Source organism: uncultured Empedobacter sp., assembly GCF_937930195.1.
GTDB classification, from domain to species: domain Bacteria; phylum Bacteroidota; class Bacteroidia; order Flavobacteriales; family Weeksellaceae; genus Empedobacter; species Empedobacter stercoris.
The window spans coordinates 1-16,503 of record NZ_CALGVK010000005.1; the positions used below are offsets into that span (position 1 = coordinate 1).

12 protein-coding genes are annotated in these 16,503 nt (G+C 33.1%); 4 read left to right on the plus strand and 8 right to left on the minus strand.

The annotated features are described in order from the left end of the window. The 7 genes from Q0616_RS00185 to Q0616_RS00215 form a co-directional block, all read right to left on the minus strand. Positions 1–706, minus strand: a 706-nt coding sequence (locus tag Q0616_RS00185) for an FAD-binding oxidoreductase (protein ID WP_298773897.1), incomplete at its 3' end; no start/stop codon positions are given. Between the two features lies 1 nt (position 707). Beyond that, the gene (locus tag Q0616_RS00190) at positions 708–1,280 is read right to left on the minus strand and encodes a TetR/AcrR family transcriptional regulator (RefSeq protein WP_171622477.1); all 573 of its coding nucleotides are present in this window, start codon (positions 1,278–1,280) and stop codon (positions 708–710) included. Between the two features lie 6 nt (positions 1,281–1,286). Next, positions 1,287–2,624, minus strand: a complete 1,338-nt coding sequence (locus tag Q0616_RS00195; protein WP_298773902.1) for a phenylacetate--CoA ligase family protein — start codon at positions 2,622–2,624, stop codon at positions 1,287–1,289. Between the two features lie 115 nt (positions 2,625–2,739). Continuing rightward, complete coding sequence (locus Q0616_RS00200) at positions 2,740–4,794, minus strand: thiamine pyrophosphate-dependent enzyme (protein ID WP_298773904.1); 2,055 nt, start codon at positions 4,792–4,794, stop codon at positions 2,740–2,742. Positions 4,795–4,800: 6 nt separating this feature from the next. After that, positions 4,801–6,060 carry a dihydrolipoamide acetyltransferase family protein gene (locus Q0616_RS00205; RefSeq protein WP_260543044.1) on the minus strand — a complete coding sequence of 420 codons (1,260 nt, stop codon included), beginning with the start codon at positions 6,058–6,060 and terminating at the stop codon, positions 4,801–4,803. 163 nt (positions 6,061–6,223) lie between these two features. Continuing rightward, complete coding sequence (gene hppD, locus Q0616_RS00210) at positions 6,224–7,354, minus strand: 4-hydroxyphenylpyruvate dioxygenase (protein WP_171622473.1); 1,131 nt, start codon at positions 7,352–7,354, stop codon at positions 6,224–6,226. A 206-nt stretch (positions 7,355–7,560) separates the two neighbouring features. Further along, the gene (locus Q0616_RS00215; RefSeq protein WP_171622472.1) at positions 7,561–8,718 is read right to left on the minus strand and encodes a homogentisate 1,2-dioxygenase; all 1,158 of its coding nucleotides are present in this window, start codon (positions 8,716–8,718) and stop codon (positions 7,561–7,563) included. A gap of 491 nt (positions 8,719–9,209) precedes the next feature. Here Q0616_RS00215 and Q0616_RS00220 point away from each other — a divergent pair, with 491 nt between their 5' ends. The 3 genes from Q0616_RS00220 (at position 9,210) to Q0616_RS00230 (ending at position 15,081) form a co-directional block, all read left to right on the plus strand. Next, entirely contained in the window at positions 9,210–9,515 is a 306-nt protein-coding gene (locus Q0616_RS00220) for a hypothetical protein (RefSeq protein WP_221411946.1), read from the plus strand. A 99-nt stretch (positions 9,516–9,614) separates the two neighbouring features. Further along, entirely contained in the window at positions 9,615–13,943 is a 4,329-nt protein-coding gene (locus Q0616_RS00225) for a CusA/CzcA family heavy metal efflux RND transporter (RefSeq protein ID WP_298773920.1), read from the plus strand. 1 nt (position 13,944) lies between these two features. Further along, positions 13,945–15,081 (plus strand): efflux RND transporter periplasmic adaptor subunit, encoded by a 1,137-nt coding sequence (locus Q0616_RS00230; protein ID WP_188320067.1) that lies wholly within the window; start codon positions 13,945–13,947, stop codon positions 15,079–15,081. Positions 15,082–15,137: 56 nt separating this feature from the next. Here the strand turns inward: Q0616_RS00230 and Q0616_RS00235 are convergent, their stop codons facing one another. Beyond that, on the minus strand, positions 15,138–16,085 hold the full coding sequence (locus tag Q0616_RS00235) for a M20/M25/M40 family metallo-hydrolase (protein ID WP_284583634.1): 948 nt from the start codon (positions 16,083–16,085) through the stop codon (positions 15,138–15,140). 209 nt (positions 16,086–16,294) lie between these two features. On the opposite strand from Q0616_RS00235, the gene Q0616_RS00240 reads away from it, so the two are divergent. Further along, on the plus strand, positions 16,295–16,503 hold a 209-nt coding region (locus Q0616_RS00240), incomplete at its 3' end, for a hypothetical protein (protein ID WP_298773934.1).

Below are 16,503 nucleotides of genomic sequence, written 5' to 3' on the forward strand. Positions count from 1 at the left end.
CTACACCTGCTTCTACAAAAGCATCGCGGCCGCTTAAAATCATTTCTTCAGGACCACAAAGGAACACTTCGCTTACATCTTCTGGTTTGATGATATGTTGTAAGAAATACTCAATCTTAGCTTTATCAATTCTTCCACTCAAAATTTCAGCATCAGCTGTTTCGCGACTCAAAATATTGTAAACGCTAAAGCGTTGCATGTATTTATTTTTAAGTGCTTCAATTTCTTCTTTAAAGATAATTGAACCTTTATTTCTATTCCCGTATAATAGCACAAATTCGCTATTTGGTTCTGCTCTAAGAACTGTTTTGATGATAGAAAGAACTGGTGTTATTCCTGATCCTGCTACAATTCCTACATATAATTTTTTGTTATCTTCGTGTACTTCTGTAAAGAAATTTCCTTGTGGAGTCATTACATCAAGAACATCACCAACTTTAACTTGTTCGTTGATAAATGTTGAGAAAACCCCGTCTTCTATTTTCTTTACAGCTACTCTCAATTCTTCGTCCATTGGGCAAGAACAGATCGAGTAAGAACGTCTAATTTCTTCGTTATTTTGAATATTTTTAAACGTTAAATATTGTCCATGTTTAAATTTGAATTCTTGATTCAATTCTTCAGGCACATCAAATGTAACGGATACACAATCTGGTGTTTCCTTTTTAACATTTTTAACGCGTAGTTTATGAAAATTTACTGCCATATTATTTTTGAAATCCGTTAATTAATAATGTCATCAAATCGTTTTCTAATTGATCAGGTGTTATATCTCGCCCTGGTTTGTACCACAACTCTATCCAACGAAGAGATGATAATAAAGTAAATAAAGCAACCGATACATTAAGATTTTTGAATTCGCCAGATGCGATACCTGCTTTGATTAAATTAGCAATCCGTTTTTCATACCCTTTTCTAATTGTTTTATACAATTCTTTTTTGGTATCGGATAAATTTTTCCAATCGTTATTTGCTACAGATACTTCGTTTGGCTCGTCAATAATCATTCGAACGTGAAGTTGAATTAAATCTCTTAATTTCTGAACATTTGATTCTTCAGTATCTTCAATCGAGCTAATGTGCGAAACATATTGATTGGCCACTTTAAAACAAATTTCTTCTAAGATTTCATCTTTCGAGCGAATATGATTATACAAACTCGCGGCTTCCATTCCAACTTTTTCAGCCAATTCTCTCATCGACGTTGCTGAATAACCTTTTTGTTTAAAGATTAAAGCAGCTTCTTTAATAATCAGTTCTTTTTTACTTTGCTTAGGCATATAGTTTTATAAATGTCTATTATCTATAATTCGGTTCAACTTTCCTCCTTCACTTTTAGGAAGTCCATCTACTTGGTATAATTTGACATTCATTCCTAATCCAATGTTGTCTCTTATTTTTTTATGAATATTTGCGACTAATTTGCAACACGCAACATTAGATTCGTCATTCAAATCATCACAAGTCAAACCTTTTTCTGCAAAATAGTCAGGATTTATTTCAAATCCAACTTCTACTGCATCCATATTTTTTGGTTTCGTTAAAACTACTTGATAATTTGGTGATAATTCAGGGAAATCTGGAATAAAATCCGCGATTTGTGTATGAAAGAAATTCACACCACGAATAATCATCATATCATCAGCACGACCAATAATAGGTCCCATTTTGACATGTGTTCTTTTCTTAGAATGTTCGTACGTTAATGTTGTAATGTCTCCTGTCCAATAGCGCACTAATGGTAAGGCTTCTTTTGTAAGTGTAGTGATAACTAAAACACCTGGTTGTCCATAAGGAACTGGTTCACCCGTTTTTTCATCTACGATTTCTGGAAAGAAATGATCTTCCCAAATATACGATCCTGTACCTTGTTCTTCGAAATCTTCATTTGACACACCTGGACCTATGATTTCGCTTAATCCATAGATGTTAGAAGCTTTGATATCTAAACTTCCTTCTACTTCTTGGCGTAATGCTTCTGACCAAGGTTCAGATCCTAAAATAGCAAACTTTAAATTGTAATCTGATAAAGTTTCACCTCTTTTCTTGATTTCTTCAGCAACTGTTAACGCATAAGATGGTGTTGCACAAATTGCATCAGATTGAAAATCTTTCCATACCATAATTTGTTTTTCTCTGTTACCACCAGAAATTGGAACAACAGTCATTCCTAATTTTTCAGCACCATAGTGCAACCCTAAACCTCCTGTAAATAAACCATAACCATAGGCATTTTGTAATGTCATACCTGGCTCACATCCTGAAGCAGCTAAAGATCTTGCTACTACTTCTGAGAATAATTCGATGTCATTCTTAGTATACCCTACTACTGTTGGTTTTCCAGTTGTTCCACTTGAACAATGTAAACGAACGACATTCTCTTTAGGTTCTGCAAATAATCCAAATGGATAATTTTCTCTTAAATGATTTTTCTTTGTAAAAGGTAATTTGTGTAAATCTTCAACACCTTTAATATCTTCTAACTTGATACCAGCTTCGTCAAAAGCTTGTTTATAAAAAGGTACATTATTATACACTTTTTTTAACATTGATTGAAGTCTCTCGTTCTGAAGAACACGTAATTGCTCAATAGGCATCTGTTCAATCCCAGGATTAAATATCATAATTTTTGCAGATTTGATTTTTGATAATAACAAATTTAATCAAAAAAACTAAAAAAACTAACGTTTGTTAGTTTTTTTAGTGTAAAAAGTACAATTATTTATCAATTGATGACTTTTAGTATTTTAACACATTGCTAATCAATATTTTTAACTTTTCTGAATTTGGTAACATTTCTATTTCTAAGGTAGAATTTAATGGGATTGCAGGCATGTCTTGTGCTCCTAACACTCGAATTGGCGCATCCAAATACTCAAAACATTCTTCATTAATTAAACCCGCAAGGCTTTGAGCAAAAGAGTTTTGCTTAGCTTCTTCAGTTAATACAATACAACGATTGTGTTTTTTTACACTATTAAAGATTGTTTCCTCATCTAAAGGAACCAATGTTCTTAAATCTATAATTTCAACTTGATTTGGAAATGCCTTTGCAGCTTCTTTAGCCCAATAAACTCCCATACCATAGGTAATGATAGTTACAGAGTTATGATTTTGAGAGGATTCTGCCAATAAAACATCACGTGCTTTTCCAAAAGGTAATATATAATTTTCATCTGGTTCAACTGTTGCAGCATCTTCCGTTCCTTTTATTTTACTCCAATATAAACCTTTGTGCTCTAACATCACCACAGGATTTGGATCGTAATAAGCAGCTTTCATCAAACCTTTTAAATCTGCTCCAGTAGACGGATAAGCTATTTTAATCCCTTTTATATTGGTCAATACACTTTCCACTGAACTCGAATGATAAGGTCCTCCACTTCCATAAGCACCAATCGGAACACGTAAAATCATAGAAACTGGCCATTTACCATTTGACAAATAATTTGAACGAGCCACTTCAGTAAATAACTGATTAAGACCTGGCCAAATATAATCCGCAAACTGCACTTCTACAATAGGTTTCAAGCCTACCGCAGACATTCCAACCGTAGATCCAACAATAAACGCTTCCTGAATTGGTGTATTAAATACACGATTTTTTCCATATTGTTTTGCCAAAGTTGCTGCTTCACGAAAAACACCTCCTAAACGCAAACCAACGTCTTGTCCATATAATAATGCTTCAGGATGTTTTGCCATCAATTCGCGAATTGCAAAAAGAGCAGAATCTACCATTACCGTTTTATCCTTCCCTTCAGGAGAGCGATTTCCTTTTTCTTCGGTAATTAATGTTGGAGCAAAAACATGTGTATATAAATCTTCAGGACGAGGATCATCTGCTTTTAATGCTTGTTGATATTCTGCCTGAACTTTTTGTTTAATCGTGTTTTCGACTTCAATTAACTCTTTTTCGTCAAAACCTTCATTTAATAAAGTATCCCTTAATTTATTATATGGATCTCGAGCTTTTGCCTTCTCTAAATCGTCACGGTACCATTCCATACGAACCCCAGATGTATGATGATTTAATAATGGAACTTTTGCATGAACCAAAATCGGACGACGTTCTGAACGGATAATGTCAATTGCTCTTTGAATAGTGTTATAGGATGCTAAAAAATCAGTTCCATCAACTACAAACACTTCTAACCCTTTAAAACCTTTCGCATAATGCGCTATATCTTGAGCTCGAATCTCATCTGCTGATGCTGAAATATCCCATTCATTATCTTGAACCAAATATAAAATAGGTAATTGTTTCAAAGCTGCCATTTGAAAAGCTTCTGCTACCTCACCCTCTGTACATGAAGCATCACCTAAGGAGCATACTGCGACTGGTTTAACCTCATCACGACAAAGACCTTCCAATTCTTTGTATTGCATTCCCATCGCAATTCCAGTTGTAGGAATAGCTTGCATGCCCGTTGCACTACTTTGGTGCGGTATTTTTGGCATATTATCACGACGCAAACTTGGATGAGAATAATAGGTTCTTCCTCCCGAAAAAATATCATCTCGTTTTGCTAATAGCTGCAACATCAATTCATAAGGCGTAATTCCTATCGATAATAACATCGCATCATCACGGTAATAGGCGCTTAAATAATCTTGTGGTAATAATTGTAAACCTGTTGCAATTTGTATCGCTTCGTGTCCTCGCGAAGTTGCGTGTACATATTTACTTGTTGTAGTTTTATTTTCTTCGTATAATTCGGTTAAAGCCTTAGCTGTAACTAATAATTCGTATGCTTTTTTTAATAATGTTGTTGATGCTGTTGTGGTTTCCATTTTTAATTAAATTTGTGTATTAACATCCCAATTCTCCATGTAATCTGAAATTCGTTTCAAGAAAACTCCTCCTAATGAACCATCGATTACACGATGATCAAAAGAAAGTGATAAATACATAAATTGTCTCGCCACGATAATATCACCAAATTCAGTTTCTAAAACTGCAGGCTTTTTCTTAATTACACCTGTTGCTAAAATGGCAACTTCAGGTTGATTAATAATAGGCGTTCCCATTAAATTTCCGAACGTACCAACATTACTAATTGTAAATGTTCCGCCTCGAATATCATCTGGAGAAAGTTTATTTGTACGCGCTTTATCTACAATAGTATTAACATGTTTGGCTAAGCCTTCTAAATTCAATTCATTGGCTTGATGAATCACCGGTACAATCAAATTATTATTTGGTAATGCAGTAGCAATTCCAATATTTATTTCGTTGTGTTTGATTATTTTAGTCTCTGTTTCATCAACTGATACATTAATCATAGGAAAGTCCTTTATTGCACGAACAACGCAATCAACAATCAAAGGCGTAAACGTTAATTTTTGTTTATATTTTGCTTCAAAAGCACCTTTATTTTCTTCGCGCCATTTTACAAAATTTGTCACATCTGGTTCAACATAAGCTGTTACATGAGGGGAAGTCTGTTTACTATGTTTCATGTGTTTTAAGATCATTTGACGCATTTTATCCATCTCAATGATTTCATCTTTTGCACCAATAGAAGTACTTGAAACAACTGTATTTTGACTTAAAGTATTACTTGAATGATTAGATGTAAATGATTTATTTTTAATGTAATTCAACACATCATTCTTAGAAATCCTTCCATCTTTACCAGATCCTATTATTTGAGAAATATCTTCTGTTTGTAAGTTTTCTTTTTGAATAATACTTTTAACTAAAGGTGATAAAAATTGATTACTATCAACTTTATTCGTTGGTTGAGAAGTTAAATTCGGTTGAGTTATTTTTTCTTCAATAATTGTGCTATTGTCAACTAAATTTAGTTCATTTTCAGAAGGTTCTATAATGGCAAAAACTTCTCCAATTTTGATCTCATCACCTTCATCAAATTTAAATTCAATAATCTTCCCAGTCTTTGTTGAAGGTACATCTGAATCTACTTTGTCCGTCGAAACCTCAGCTATTATTTCATCTTCATTTATGAAATCGCCAATGTTTTTTGTAAAACGAACAAGTTGAACAGACGCAACACTTTCTCCCAATTTTGGAATCGTTAGTTCTATATTTTTCATTTTATTTGTTTGCAGTTTTAATGCGTTGAAGATAATCAATTTTTATAAAACTAATAAATGTTAGTTAAAAATTAACCTGCTATTTAGCATTAAAATTTAAGCTATTCTATCAACTTATTTTCAATAAAAAAGCCATTAGAATTCAACCAATGGCTTTAAAAATTTATAAATTTCCTCTTCTGTCTTGCTCTCTTTCTAAGGCTTCAAACAATGCTTTGAAATTGCCTGCTCCAAAAGATTGTGCACCATGACGTTCAATAATTTCATAAAATAATGTTGGACGATCTTCAACAGGCTTTGTGAAAATCTGTAACAAATAACCTTCTTCGTCACAATCAACTAAGATTCCAAGATTTTGTAACTTTTTGATATCTTCATCAATTTCTCCAACGCGCTCCGGAATCATATCATAATATGCCTCTGGTGGAGCTGATAAAAACTCTACACCGCGTGCTTTTAACTCTGTAACAGTTTTGATAATATCCTTAGTTGCAACAGCAATATGCTGCACTCCTTCTCCCTCGTAAAAATCTAAATATTCTTCAACTTGAGACTTCTTTTTACCTTCAGCTGGTTCATTAATAGGAAATTTAGAATAACCATTTCCATTACTCATCACTTTCGACATTAATGCCGAATATTCTGTATTAATTTGTTTATCATCAAATGATAAAATATTAACAAATCCCATTACATCTTGATACCATTGAACGGTCTCATTCATACGATTCCATCCTACATTCCCAACACAGTGATCAACATATAACAAACCACAATCTGTAGGTTGATACGTTGACTCAGATTTTACATAACCTGGCATAAAAGGGCCATTATAATTTTTACGCTCGATAAACATGTGAATTGTTTCTCCATACGTATAAATTCCTGCCATTTTTACTTCACCAAATTCATCTGTAACAGTAGTTGGTTCCATGTAAGGTTTTCCTCCACGCTTTGTTGTTTGCTCAAACGCATCATAAGCATCATCTACCCAAAGTGCTAAAATTTTCACTCCATCTCCATGTTTCATCGCATGTTGGCAAATTGGCGAATCTGATTTTAATCCAGAAGTTAGAACCAAACGAATTTTACCTTGTTGTAAAACATAAGAAGCTCTATCTCTTACACCAGTTTCTGGGCCGGCATACGCAACTTCCTGAAATCCAAATGCTGTTTTATAATAATGTGCAGCTTGTTTTGCATTTCCTACATAAAACTCGATGTAATCAGTTCCATTAATGGGAAGGAAATCTTGTGCTAATGCAATCTTTTCTGCAAATGTTTGTGTACTCATTTTTATTGTGTTTTTATTTTTATTGTATTATGTAAAATGTATTAAGTTTTACTATTTTATCATTTATTGTGATATTGAATTTATTTCAGTTTCTTTTTATTATTATATTGTATCAAATGTATTTCGAGATTCTTCGACAAGCTCAGAATGACAAAATCCACATCTTAGAACTTAGAACAAAACTCTAATCGCACTATTCATAACCTTTAATAAAGCCACGATTTATAATAATCTGGATCTTCTAATTCTATCGCTTGCTCTGTTAACATTAATGGTCGAAATGGATCAATCATCACAGCTAATTCGTGTGTTTCTTTTGCGCCAATCGATTTTTCTACTGTCCCTGGATGTGGTCCATGTGGAATTCCTGCTGGATGCAAGGTAATTTGTCCTTTCTCAACCGATTTTCTCGACATAAAATCACCGTCTACATAATATAAAATTTCATCTGAATCTACATTACTATGGTTGTAAGGTGCTGGAATTGCGTTCGGGTGATAATCAAATAAGCGGGGAACGAAACTACAAATTACAAATCCTGCTCCTTCAAAAGTTTGATGAACAGGAGGTGGTTGATGGATACGACCTGTTATTGGTTCGAAATTATGAATCGAAAAAGCCCAAGGATAATGATAACCATCCCATCCAACAAAATCGAAAGGATGTGTACCATAAACATAAGGGTAAATCAATCCTTCTTTTTTAATCATTATTTTAAAATCCCCGTGTTCATCATTCGTTTCGAGATTTTGAGGACGTTTAATATCTCGCTCACAAAAAGGAGAATGCTCCATTAATTGACCAAAATGATTGCGGTAACGACGAGGTGTTTCTACAGGGCTAAAAGATTCTGTAATAAATAATCGATTATTTTCGTCATTAAAATGAAGTTGATAAATAATTCCACGTGGAATCACTAAATAATCACCATATTCAAAATCAATTTGACCATAACCTGTTTTTAAAGTTCCAGACCCTTCATGAATAAAAATCACTTCATCCGCCATAGAATTTTTATAGAAGTAATCTGTCATTGATTCTTGTGGCGCTGCTAATGAAATATGCAAATCGTTGTTAACTAAAACGGGTACTCGAGATGCTAAATAATCTTTTGTTGGTTTGACTTTAAACCCTTTTAAAGAAGTATGTTTTAAATGTTTTGCGCGAGCTATTTTCGGTTCTACCGAATAAGGTTCATTAATTTCTTTAACCAAAGTTGGCGGATAACAGTGGTAAACGTTAGAATACGTACTCGAGAAACCATGCGTAGAAACTAATTCTTCTGCATATAATTCTCCATTTGGTTTTCGGAATACAGTATGTCGCTTTTGTGGAAATTCTCCCAAATGATGATAAAGTGGCATATTTTGTTTGTTGTTTTGATGAAAAGGTAAAATAGATGACGAATTTCGTCAACAAATAATCTGCAATATTCTAAAGTGAATATTGAGCAAATACAATTTTGGAAAGTAAAGCAGAAGTTTGCTTATTCATTCCAACAAATAAAGGTTTTATATTTACTTTAATTGTTTGCATTTCTTTTCTGTGGTTAACTCAAAGATAGAAACTTTTTCCGATTGAGCAAAATAGAAACTCACTATTTTCAACGTTTGCAATGATTTCAGAACCAAATGATGTCCATATCTGTTTTAGATTATGCAATAAAAAAGATTAAGCTTCGTAATTTGTATTGATAAAAAACTTTCAGTTTTAATATAAAACTGATAAATAATAGTACAACAACTGTTAATATCAGATTTAAAATCAATACTTTTGTAGTATGAAGATATGGGCTACAAAGATTTTAATTTTTTTGTACATAACGACATCTACTCAATTTTGTCAGTTATATAAATTGCCTGTGCTTATTTCTCATTTCATCGAGCATGACACCGGAGGAGATTTTATCCATGAAATGAAAGTCTTTTTGGTACACCATTACGGAGGTCATGAAGTGGATGACGACTGGGAAACTGATCAAAAACTACCTTTCGTAAAAATAGAAACTGTTCATATTGACTTTTTTTATTCTCCAATTATCTTGTTTGATGTACTCCACTTAGATAAGGAAATATCAACTAACTCTATTAAATCTTTTAACGAAGATTTTCTTTATTCGCATTATTTAGATTCTATTTGGCAACCGCCAAAACAAGCGTAATACATTTAGATTTTTAAGATAAATTGATCGTTTAATTTATCCATTTTTCAGCTATTTACATTTTATATATAGCACATTTTTAATCTATACAATTTTACGATGTTAAATAAAATTATTGATTTTTCAATCAAGAATAAATTTATCGTGGGTTTGTTTACTGTCGCGTTGTTGATATTTGGAATTTACGACGCAACAAAATTACCCATCGATGCACAGCCTGATATCACATCGAATCAGGTACAAATTATCACCGTTGCGCCTTCTTTTAGTGCAGAAGATATTGAGCGTTTGGTGACTTTCCCTATCGAACAAGCCAATTCTAATATTGGTGGAATTTCGGAAATTCGAAGTTTTTCACGTTTTGGTTTATCTTTAGTTACCATCGTTTTTGATGATGAAACAGATGTTTATTGGGCAAGACAACAAGTTAGTGAGCGACTATTACAAGTTCAGAACGATATTCCAGAAGGAATTGGTGAACCACAACTTGGTCCAATTTCTACAGGTTTAGGTGAAATTTATCAATATGTCGTTCGACCTGCTGAAGGTTATGAAGACCAATATGATGAAACAGAATTAAGAACCATTCAAGATTGGATTGTACGTCGACAACTTTTAGGGGTTCCTGGCGTAGCTGATGTCAGTAGTTTTGGAGGAAAACTAAAACAATATGAAATCGCAATTAATCCACAACGATTGCAATCGTTTAACCTAACCATCAATGATTTGTTTGATGCATTAAGTGAGAACAATCAAAATACAGGAGGAGCTTATATTGAAAAAGGCCCTACTTCATTGTTCATTCGTTCTGAAGGTTTAATAGGTAAAATAGAAGATATCGAAAATATCTTAGTGAAACGTTCTCAAAGCGGATCACCTATTTTACTGAAAGATGTAGCGGATGTTAAAACTGGTTTTGCAACACGATATGGCGCAATGACATATAACGATACCGGAGAAGTTTCTGGTGCAGTTGTTATGATGTTGAAAGGTGCAAATAGTAATGAAGTTGTCAAAAATGTACAAGAACGTATCGAAGAAATTAAAAAAACGTTACCTGAAGGTGTGATAGTTGAACCTTTCTTGGATCGCAAAAAAATGGTTGATAATACTATTCGAACTGTAGAAACCAACTTACTTGAAGGTGCTTTAATCGTTGTTTTTATTTTAGTTATCTTCTTAGGAAATTTACGTGCCGGATTCATTGTTGCTTCTGTCATTCCTTTGTCATTGTTGTTCGCTATAATCATGATGAACATCTTTGGCGTTGGAGGAAATTTAATGAGTTTAGGAGCATTAGACTTCGGATTAATTGTCGATGGAGCAGTTATTATTGTTGAAGCCGCTATGCATCAATTGGCACATAATAAAAAGTTTGGGTTGAAGAATAAATTAACGCAAACAGAGATGGATCAAACGGTTGGTTCTTCTGCTAAAAAAATGGTCAATTCAGCGGTTTTTGGTCAAATTATTATCTTAATTGTTTATTTACCAATCTTCACATTACAAGGAATCGAAGGAAAAATGTTTAGACCAATGGCGCAAACTGTAGCTTTTGCTTTAATCGGAGCGTTTATTCTTTCGTTGACTTATGTTCCAATGATGACCAGTTTATTCTTAAGTAAAAAGAAGAAAGTAAAACCAAATCTTTCGGATCGTGTAATGGCAAAAGTTGAAGTTTTTCATCAAAAATATTTAATGAAAGCATTACGCGTTCGAAACCTTATTTTAGTTGTTGTTTTTTCGCTTTTTGCAATTGCAATCTTTGTCATGTCTCGTTTAGGTGGTGAATTTATTCCAGCTTTAGAAGAAGGCGATTTTGCTGTTGAAGCACGAGTTTTACCTGGAAGTAATCTTTCGACAACCAAAGAATATACAACCAAAGCTGCTAAAATCTTAAAAGATGAATTTCCTGAAGTTGAAATGGTAGTAACCAAAATTGGTAGTGGTGAAATTCCTACTGACCCTATGCCAATGGATACAGGTGATATGATTGTTGTTCTTAAACCGAAAAAAGAATGGACTTCTGCAACAACTTTCCCTGAATTATCAGACAAAATGAGCAAAGCTTTAGAAAATATTCCAGGGCTTTCTACTGGTTTTCAATTCCCTGTTCAGATGCGTTTCAATGAGTTAATGACTGGTGCGCGTCAAGATGTTGTCGTAAAAATATTTGGTGAAAACTTGGATAGTTTATCGAGTAATGCTGCCAAATTAGGAAAAATAATTAATACGGTTGAAGGTGCACAAGATTTGTATATCGAACCAATTAATGGAATTCCACAGGTAGTAATCGAGTTTGATCGAGGGTTATTAGCACAATATGGATTGACTGTTGGTGAAGCAAATCGAATTATCAATATGGCTTTTGCTGGACAATCCACAGGAATGGTTTTCGAAGGTGAAAAACGTTTTGATTTAGTTGTTCGTTTGGCAGAAGAAAAACGCACCAATATAGACGACATTCGAAATCTATTGATACCTACTGCTTCTGGAGTACAAATCCCTTTGAATCAATTGGCTAAAGTAGAATATAAAAATACGCCAAACCAAATTCAACGAGAAGATGCAAAACGACGAATTGTTGTTGGTTTTAATGTAAAAGATCGAGATGTAGAAAGTGTTGTTCAAGAATTACAACAAAAAGTTGATGAAAAAATCAAATTTCCTACAGGTTATTATGCAACCTACGGTGGGGCTTTCGAAAACTTAAATCATGCCAAAGCGCGTTTAGGTATCGCCGTTCCTATTGCATTAATCCTAATTTTTATATTATTATACTTTGCATTCAAATCAGTTAAAGAAAGTTTATTAATTTATACAGCTATACCACTATCCTCTATTGGTGGAATTTTATTCTTAGCTGCACGTGATATGCCTTTTAGTATTAGTGCGGGTGTAGGTTTTATTGCGCTATTTGGGATTTCTGTTTTAAATGGAATTGTCTTAATTTCAGAATATAATCGTTTGCGTGATCATGGCATCAAAAATACGACTCGAATTGTAATTATGGGAACACGTACACGTCTTCGTCCCGTATTAATGACTGCAACAGTTGCCTCTTTAGGATTTTTACCAATGGCAATCAGTAATGGTTCTGGTGCCGAAGTGCAACGTCCGTTAGCAACAGTCGTAATTGGAGGTTTAATGGGTGCTACTTTCCTAACTTTATTTGTTTTACCAATCTTATATGTTATGTTCGAAAATATTCATTTTAAAAAGAAAAGAATAAATAAAAAAGCGCTTCCTGCTGCTTTAGTTATTGTTTTTACAATGTTTGGAGCTTCTGCTCAAGCACAAAACCGTATGAGCTTTGATGAAGTTGTTGCTTTGGCGGATGCGAATAATCTTGAAGTGAAACAAGCTGAATTGAATACGGTTTATCACGAGAAAAATATCTATGCGAATCGTTCACTTTCTCCTTTGGATATCTCGACTGAATTTGGACAAGTCAATTCTGGTGAGTTTGATAATGCCATTTCAGTATCACAATCTTTTCAATTTCCTGTCGTTTTCAAACGTCAAAAAGCATTAAACGAACAAATGATTAATGCTTCGAAAGCAAATGAAAAATTAACAAAAATTGAGATCAAACAACGATTAGCAAATTTGTATGTTAACATGCAAAACAATGAATCTAAAAAGGATTTATTAAAAGAAAACGAAGCAATTTATGACGAGTTTTTAAAGAAAGCTAATCTACGTCTGAAAAAAGGAGAATCGAATCGTAGTGAAGTTTCAACAGCAATTATTCAATTAAAATCGATTCAGAATCAACTCAAGTTAATTGATGTTGAATTAGAAAACTCATCACGACAAATTCAATTTTTAACGAATTCTACAGCTAAAATTTATCCAACTCAAGATGGTGTAAATTGGAGTCAAATTGCAGGTACTGCTGTGTCAAATTCTCATCCATTGTTAAAATTAGCAGAGGAAACAATACAAACATCTACATTAGAAACTGAGGTAGAAAAATCGAAAAAAATTCCTGTATTTACGGTAGGTTATTCTAATCAAAGTTTTTCTGATTTAGACAACAATCGATACAATTCATTTCAAGTTGGTGTTGGTCTACCTTTGTTTAATCGTGGAATTAACTCATCTATAGAGGCATCGAAAGTTAAGGTTAATCTTGCAAAACAAGCTTACATCTTGCAACAAGCTAAAATGCAACAAGATTATGATGTTTTAAAAAATCAAGTCAATATGTATGATGAAATCGTCCATGATTATGAACAAACTCAACTTCCAGCATCCAATGATTTACAAAAAACGATTAATCGTCAATTGTTAGAAGGAGAAATAAACTTTTTGGATTGGGTGATTTTAAATAATCAAATCATCGAAGTGAAAACAACATTTTTAGAAGCTAAAAATTTACGTGAACAGGCATATGCCGCAATGACTTATTATACCGCAGAATAACATGAAAAAATATATTTTAATGCTTTGTACAGCTCTTGTTGTTATGAGTTGTAGCAAAGAAGAAGCACAACCGCAAGAAGATCAAAAAGAAGAAGTTTCGACTTCTATTTTGAAATTAACAGATGCACAATTAAAGAATTTTGACATTGATACCGTTTCGTTTCAACATCAAAATTTACCAACAACTATTCGTTTGAATGCGAAAACAGCAGTAACGCCTGAAAATACAATTTCGATTACGAATGCGTTTGGTGGTTATGTGAAACAAATTGCCCTTATTCCAGGAAATTATGTGAATAAAGGACAAGTTTTGGTCGTTTTAGAAGATCCGCAATATATCCAAATGCAAGAAGACTATTTAACGACAAAAGCTTTATTAGAGCAGGCAAATGCAGATTATATTCGTCAAAAAGAGTTGAATGCTGAGCAAGCTGCAAGTGATAAGGTGATGCAACAAGCCAAAGCAACGCGTCAATCGTTAATGGTGAAAAAAAGTTCGTTGGAACAAAAATTACGATTAATGAACATCAATCCATCTTCGGTTTCATTGAGTAACATTCGTCGTACCATCAATGTTTATGCACCAATCAGTGGAATGGTAAGTCAAGTTTTTGCAAATAAAGGACAATACATTTCACCTGCTGATGCGATGTTAGAAATTATTAATCCAGATCGTTCTTTATTGAACGTAAAAGTATTTGAAAAAGATTTGGGTAATATTCAGATTGGACAAACTCTAAAAGCTTATACCAATACGAAGCCTGATCAAAAATTGGATGCCAAAATAACGTCTATTTCTAACCAAGTAAATGAAGATGGAACAGTAGATATTTTTGCTAAAATTACCAATGCAAATGGAACACGTCTGACAGCTAATATGTACTTTAATATTGAGTTAGAAGTAAACTCTTTGGATGCAAATGTGTTGCCAGAAGAAGCAATTGTTCAATTTGAAGGTAAAGATTATGTTTTCGAAAGACAAAACAAAAATCAATTTCGTTTAGTTCCTGTAGAAATCGGAATCTCATCAAATAAAATGGTAGAAATAAAATCGCCTCAAAACTCAAATAAGGTTTATATAGCAAAAGGATCTTATAATCTATTGAATGCGATGAAAAATGAAGGTGAAGAAGAATAATACTTTCACTAATTTAATTACAAAAAACGAGCGATATTTATCGCTCGTTTTTTTTTCTATTCTTTTTTATCTGTACTTCGAAAAGGCATTTCCTCTATTTTGAAACTTCCTTCGATTACAGCTTTTTCAAGCAATAAAATAGCTTTTAAGGAAGTATAGTCAATTTTTTCTGCGTCATCAGTTGGTTTGTGATAATCATCGTGTCCACCCGTATGAAAAAACAAAACAGGTATATCTTTTTCGTAAAAAGAAGTTTGATCCGATCCACCTCTCCCCTCGTATCCTGTATAAAATTTGACATAATTCGTGGAATCAATCTCATTGAAAATTGTTTCAAAAGTTGGCGAAGTTCCATAACCTATAATCGAAACACCTGTTTCTTTGTTCAAACGACCAATCATATCCATGTTCAACATCCAATGAATTTTAGTTAAATCATACGTCGGATGTTTGACAAAATGTCGAGAACCTACCAAACCTAACTCTTCAGCACCGAAAGCAATGAATAAAAAATTAACAGGTTCTGTAATTTTATTTTTACTATACACTCGCGCAAGTTCTAACAAACCTGCTACTCCCGAAGCATTGTCATCAGCACCATTGTGAATAATTCCATAACTGTCTTTCGCTAACGAACTTCCTTGTTTTCCTTCGCCCAAATGATCATAATGTGCACCAATTACTATCGTTTTTTTCGCCTTGTTATCTAAAAAACCAATTACATTTTTAGCGGAGCGAATACTATCCACCACTTTTACTTTTCTCACTTTTGCATCAAATCCCTGAAAATAACCATCTTCTCCTAACGGTTGTAGTTTATATTTTTTGAATTCTTTGGCAATGTACTTTGCAGCTTTCAAATTTTCATCACTTCCCGTTCCTCTACCTTTCATTTTATCATCGGCAAAGTAATAAATGTGCTTTTTAAGATTCTTTACTTCGATAACTTGTGCATAAGATTTAGTTGCAACAATCAAAGAAAGAAGGACTATTATATTTTTCATATATGAGTTTAACGATTCCCAAAAATAAACCTTTATTTAAACAATCAACTCAAATGAATGTATAATAATTTAACATCAACTCGTCTCTATACACTACCGAATAAATGTGAGTTATAAATAATTTTTAACTAATTACTTTCGTTTTAAACTATTATTTTCAATTAATTAAGAATTTTTACGTATTTTTATGTGACTAACCAAACTCACTTATGAAAATTTTTATTTTAGACCAACATCAAATTGTTATTGATGGATTAATCTCACTACTACATAAGCGAAGAAACTATCAAATTATAGGGTATTCTACGAATATCAACGTGGCAATCCTCTGGGTGAGTAGAAATGAAGTTGGTTTAATCATTAGCGAAATAACCTTCAATAATGATGATGCTATTGATTTAATTAAAACAATAAAAAA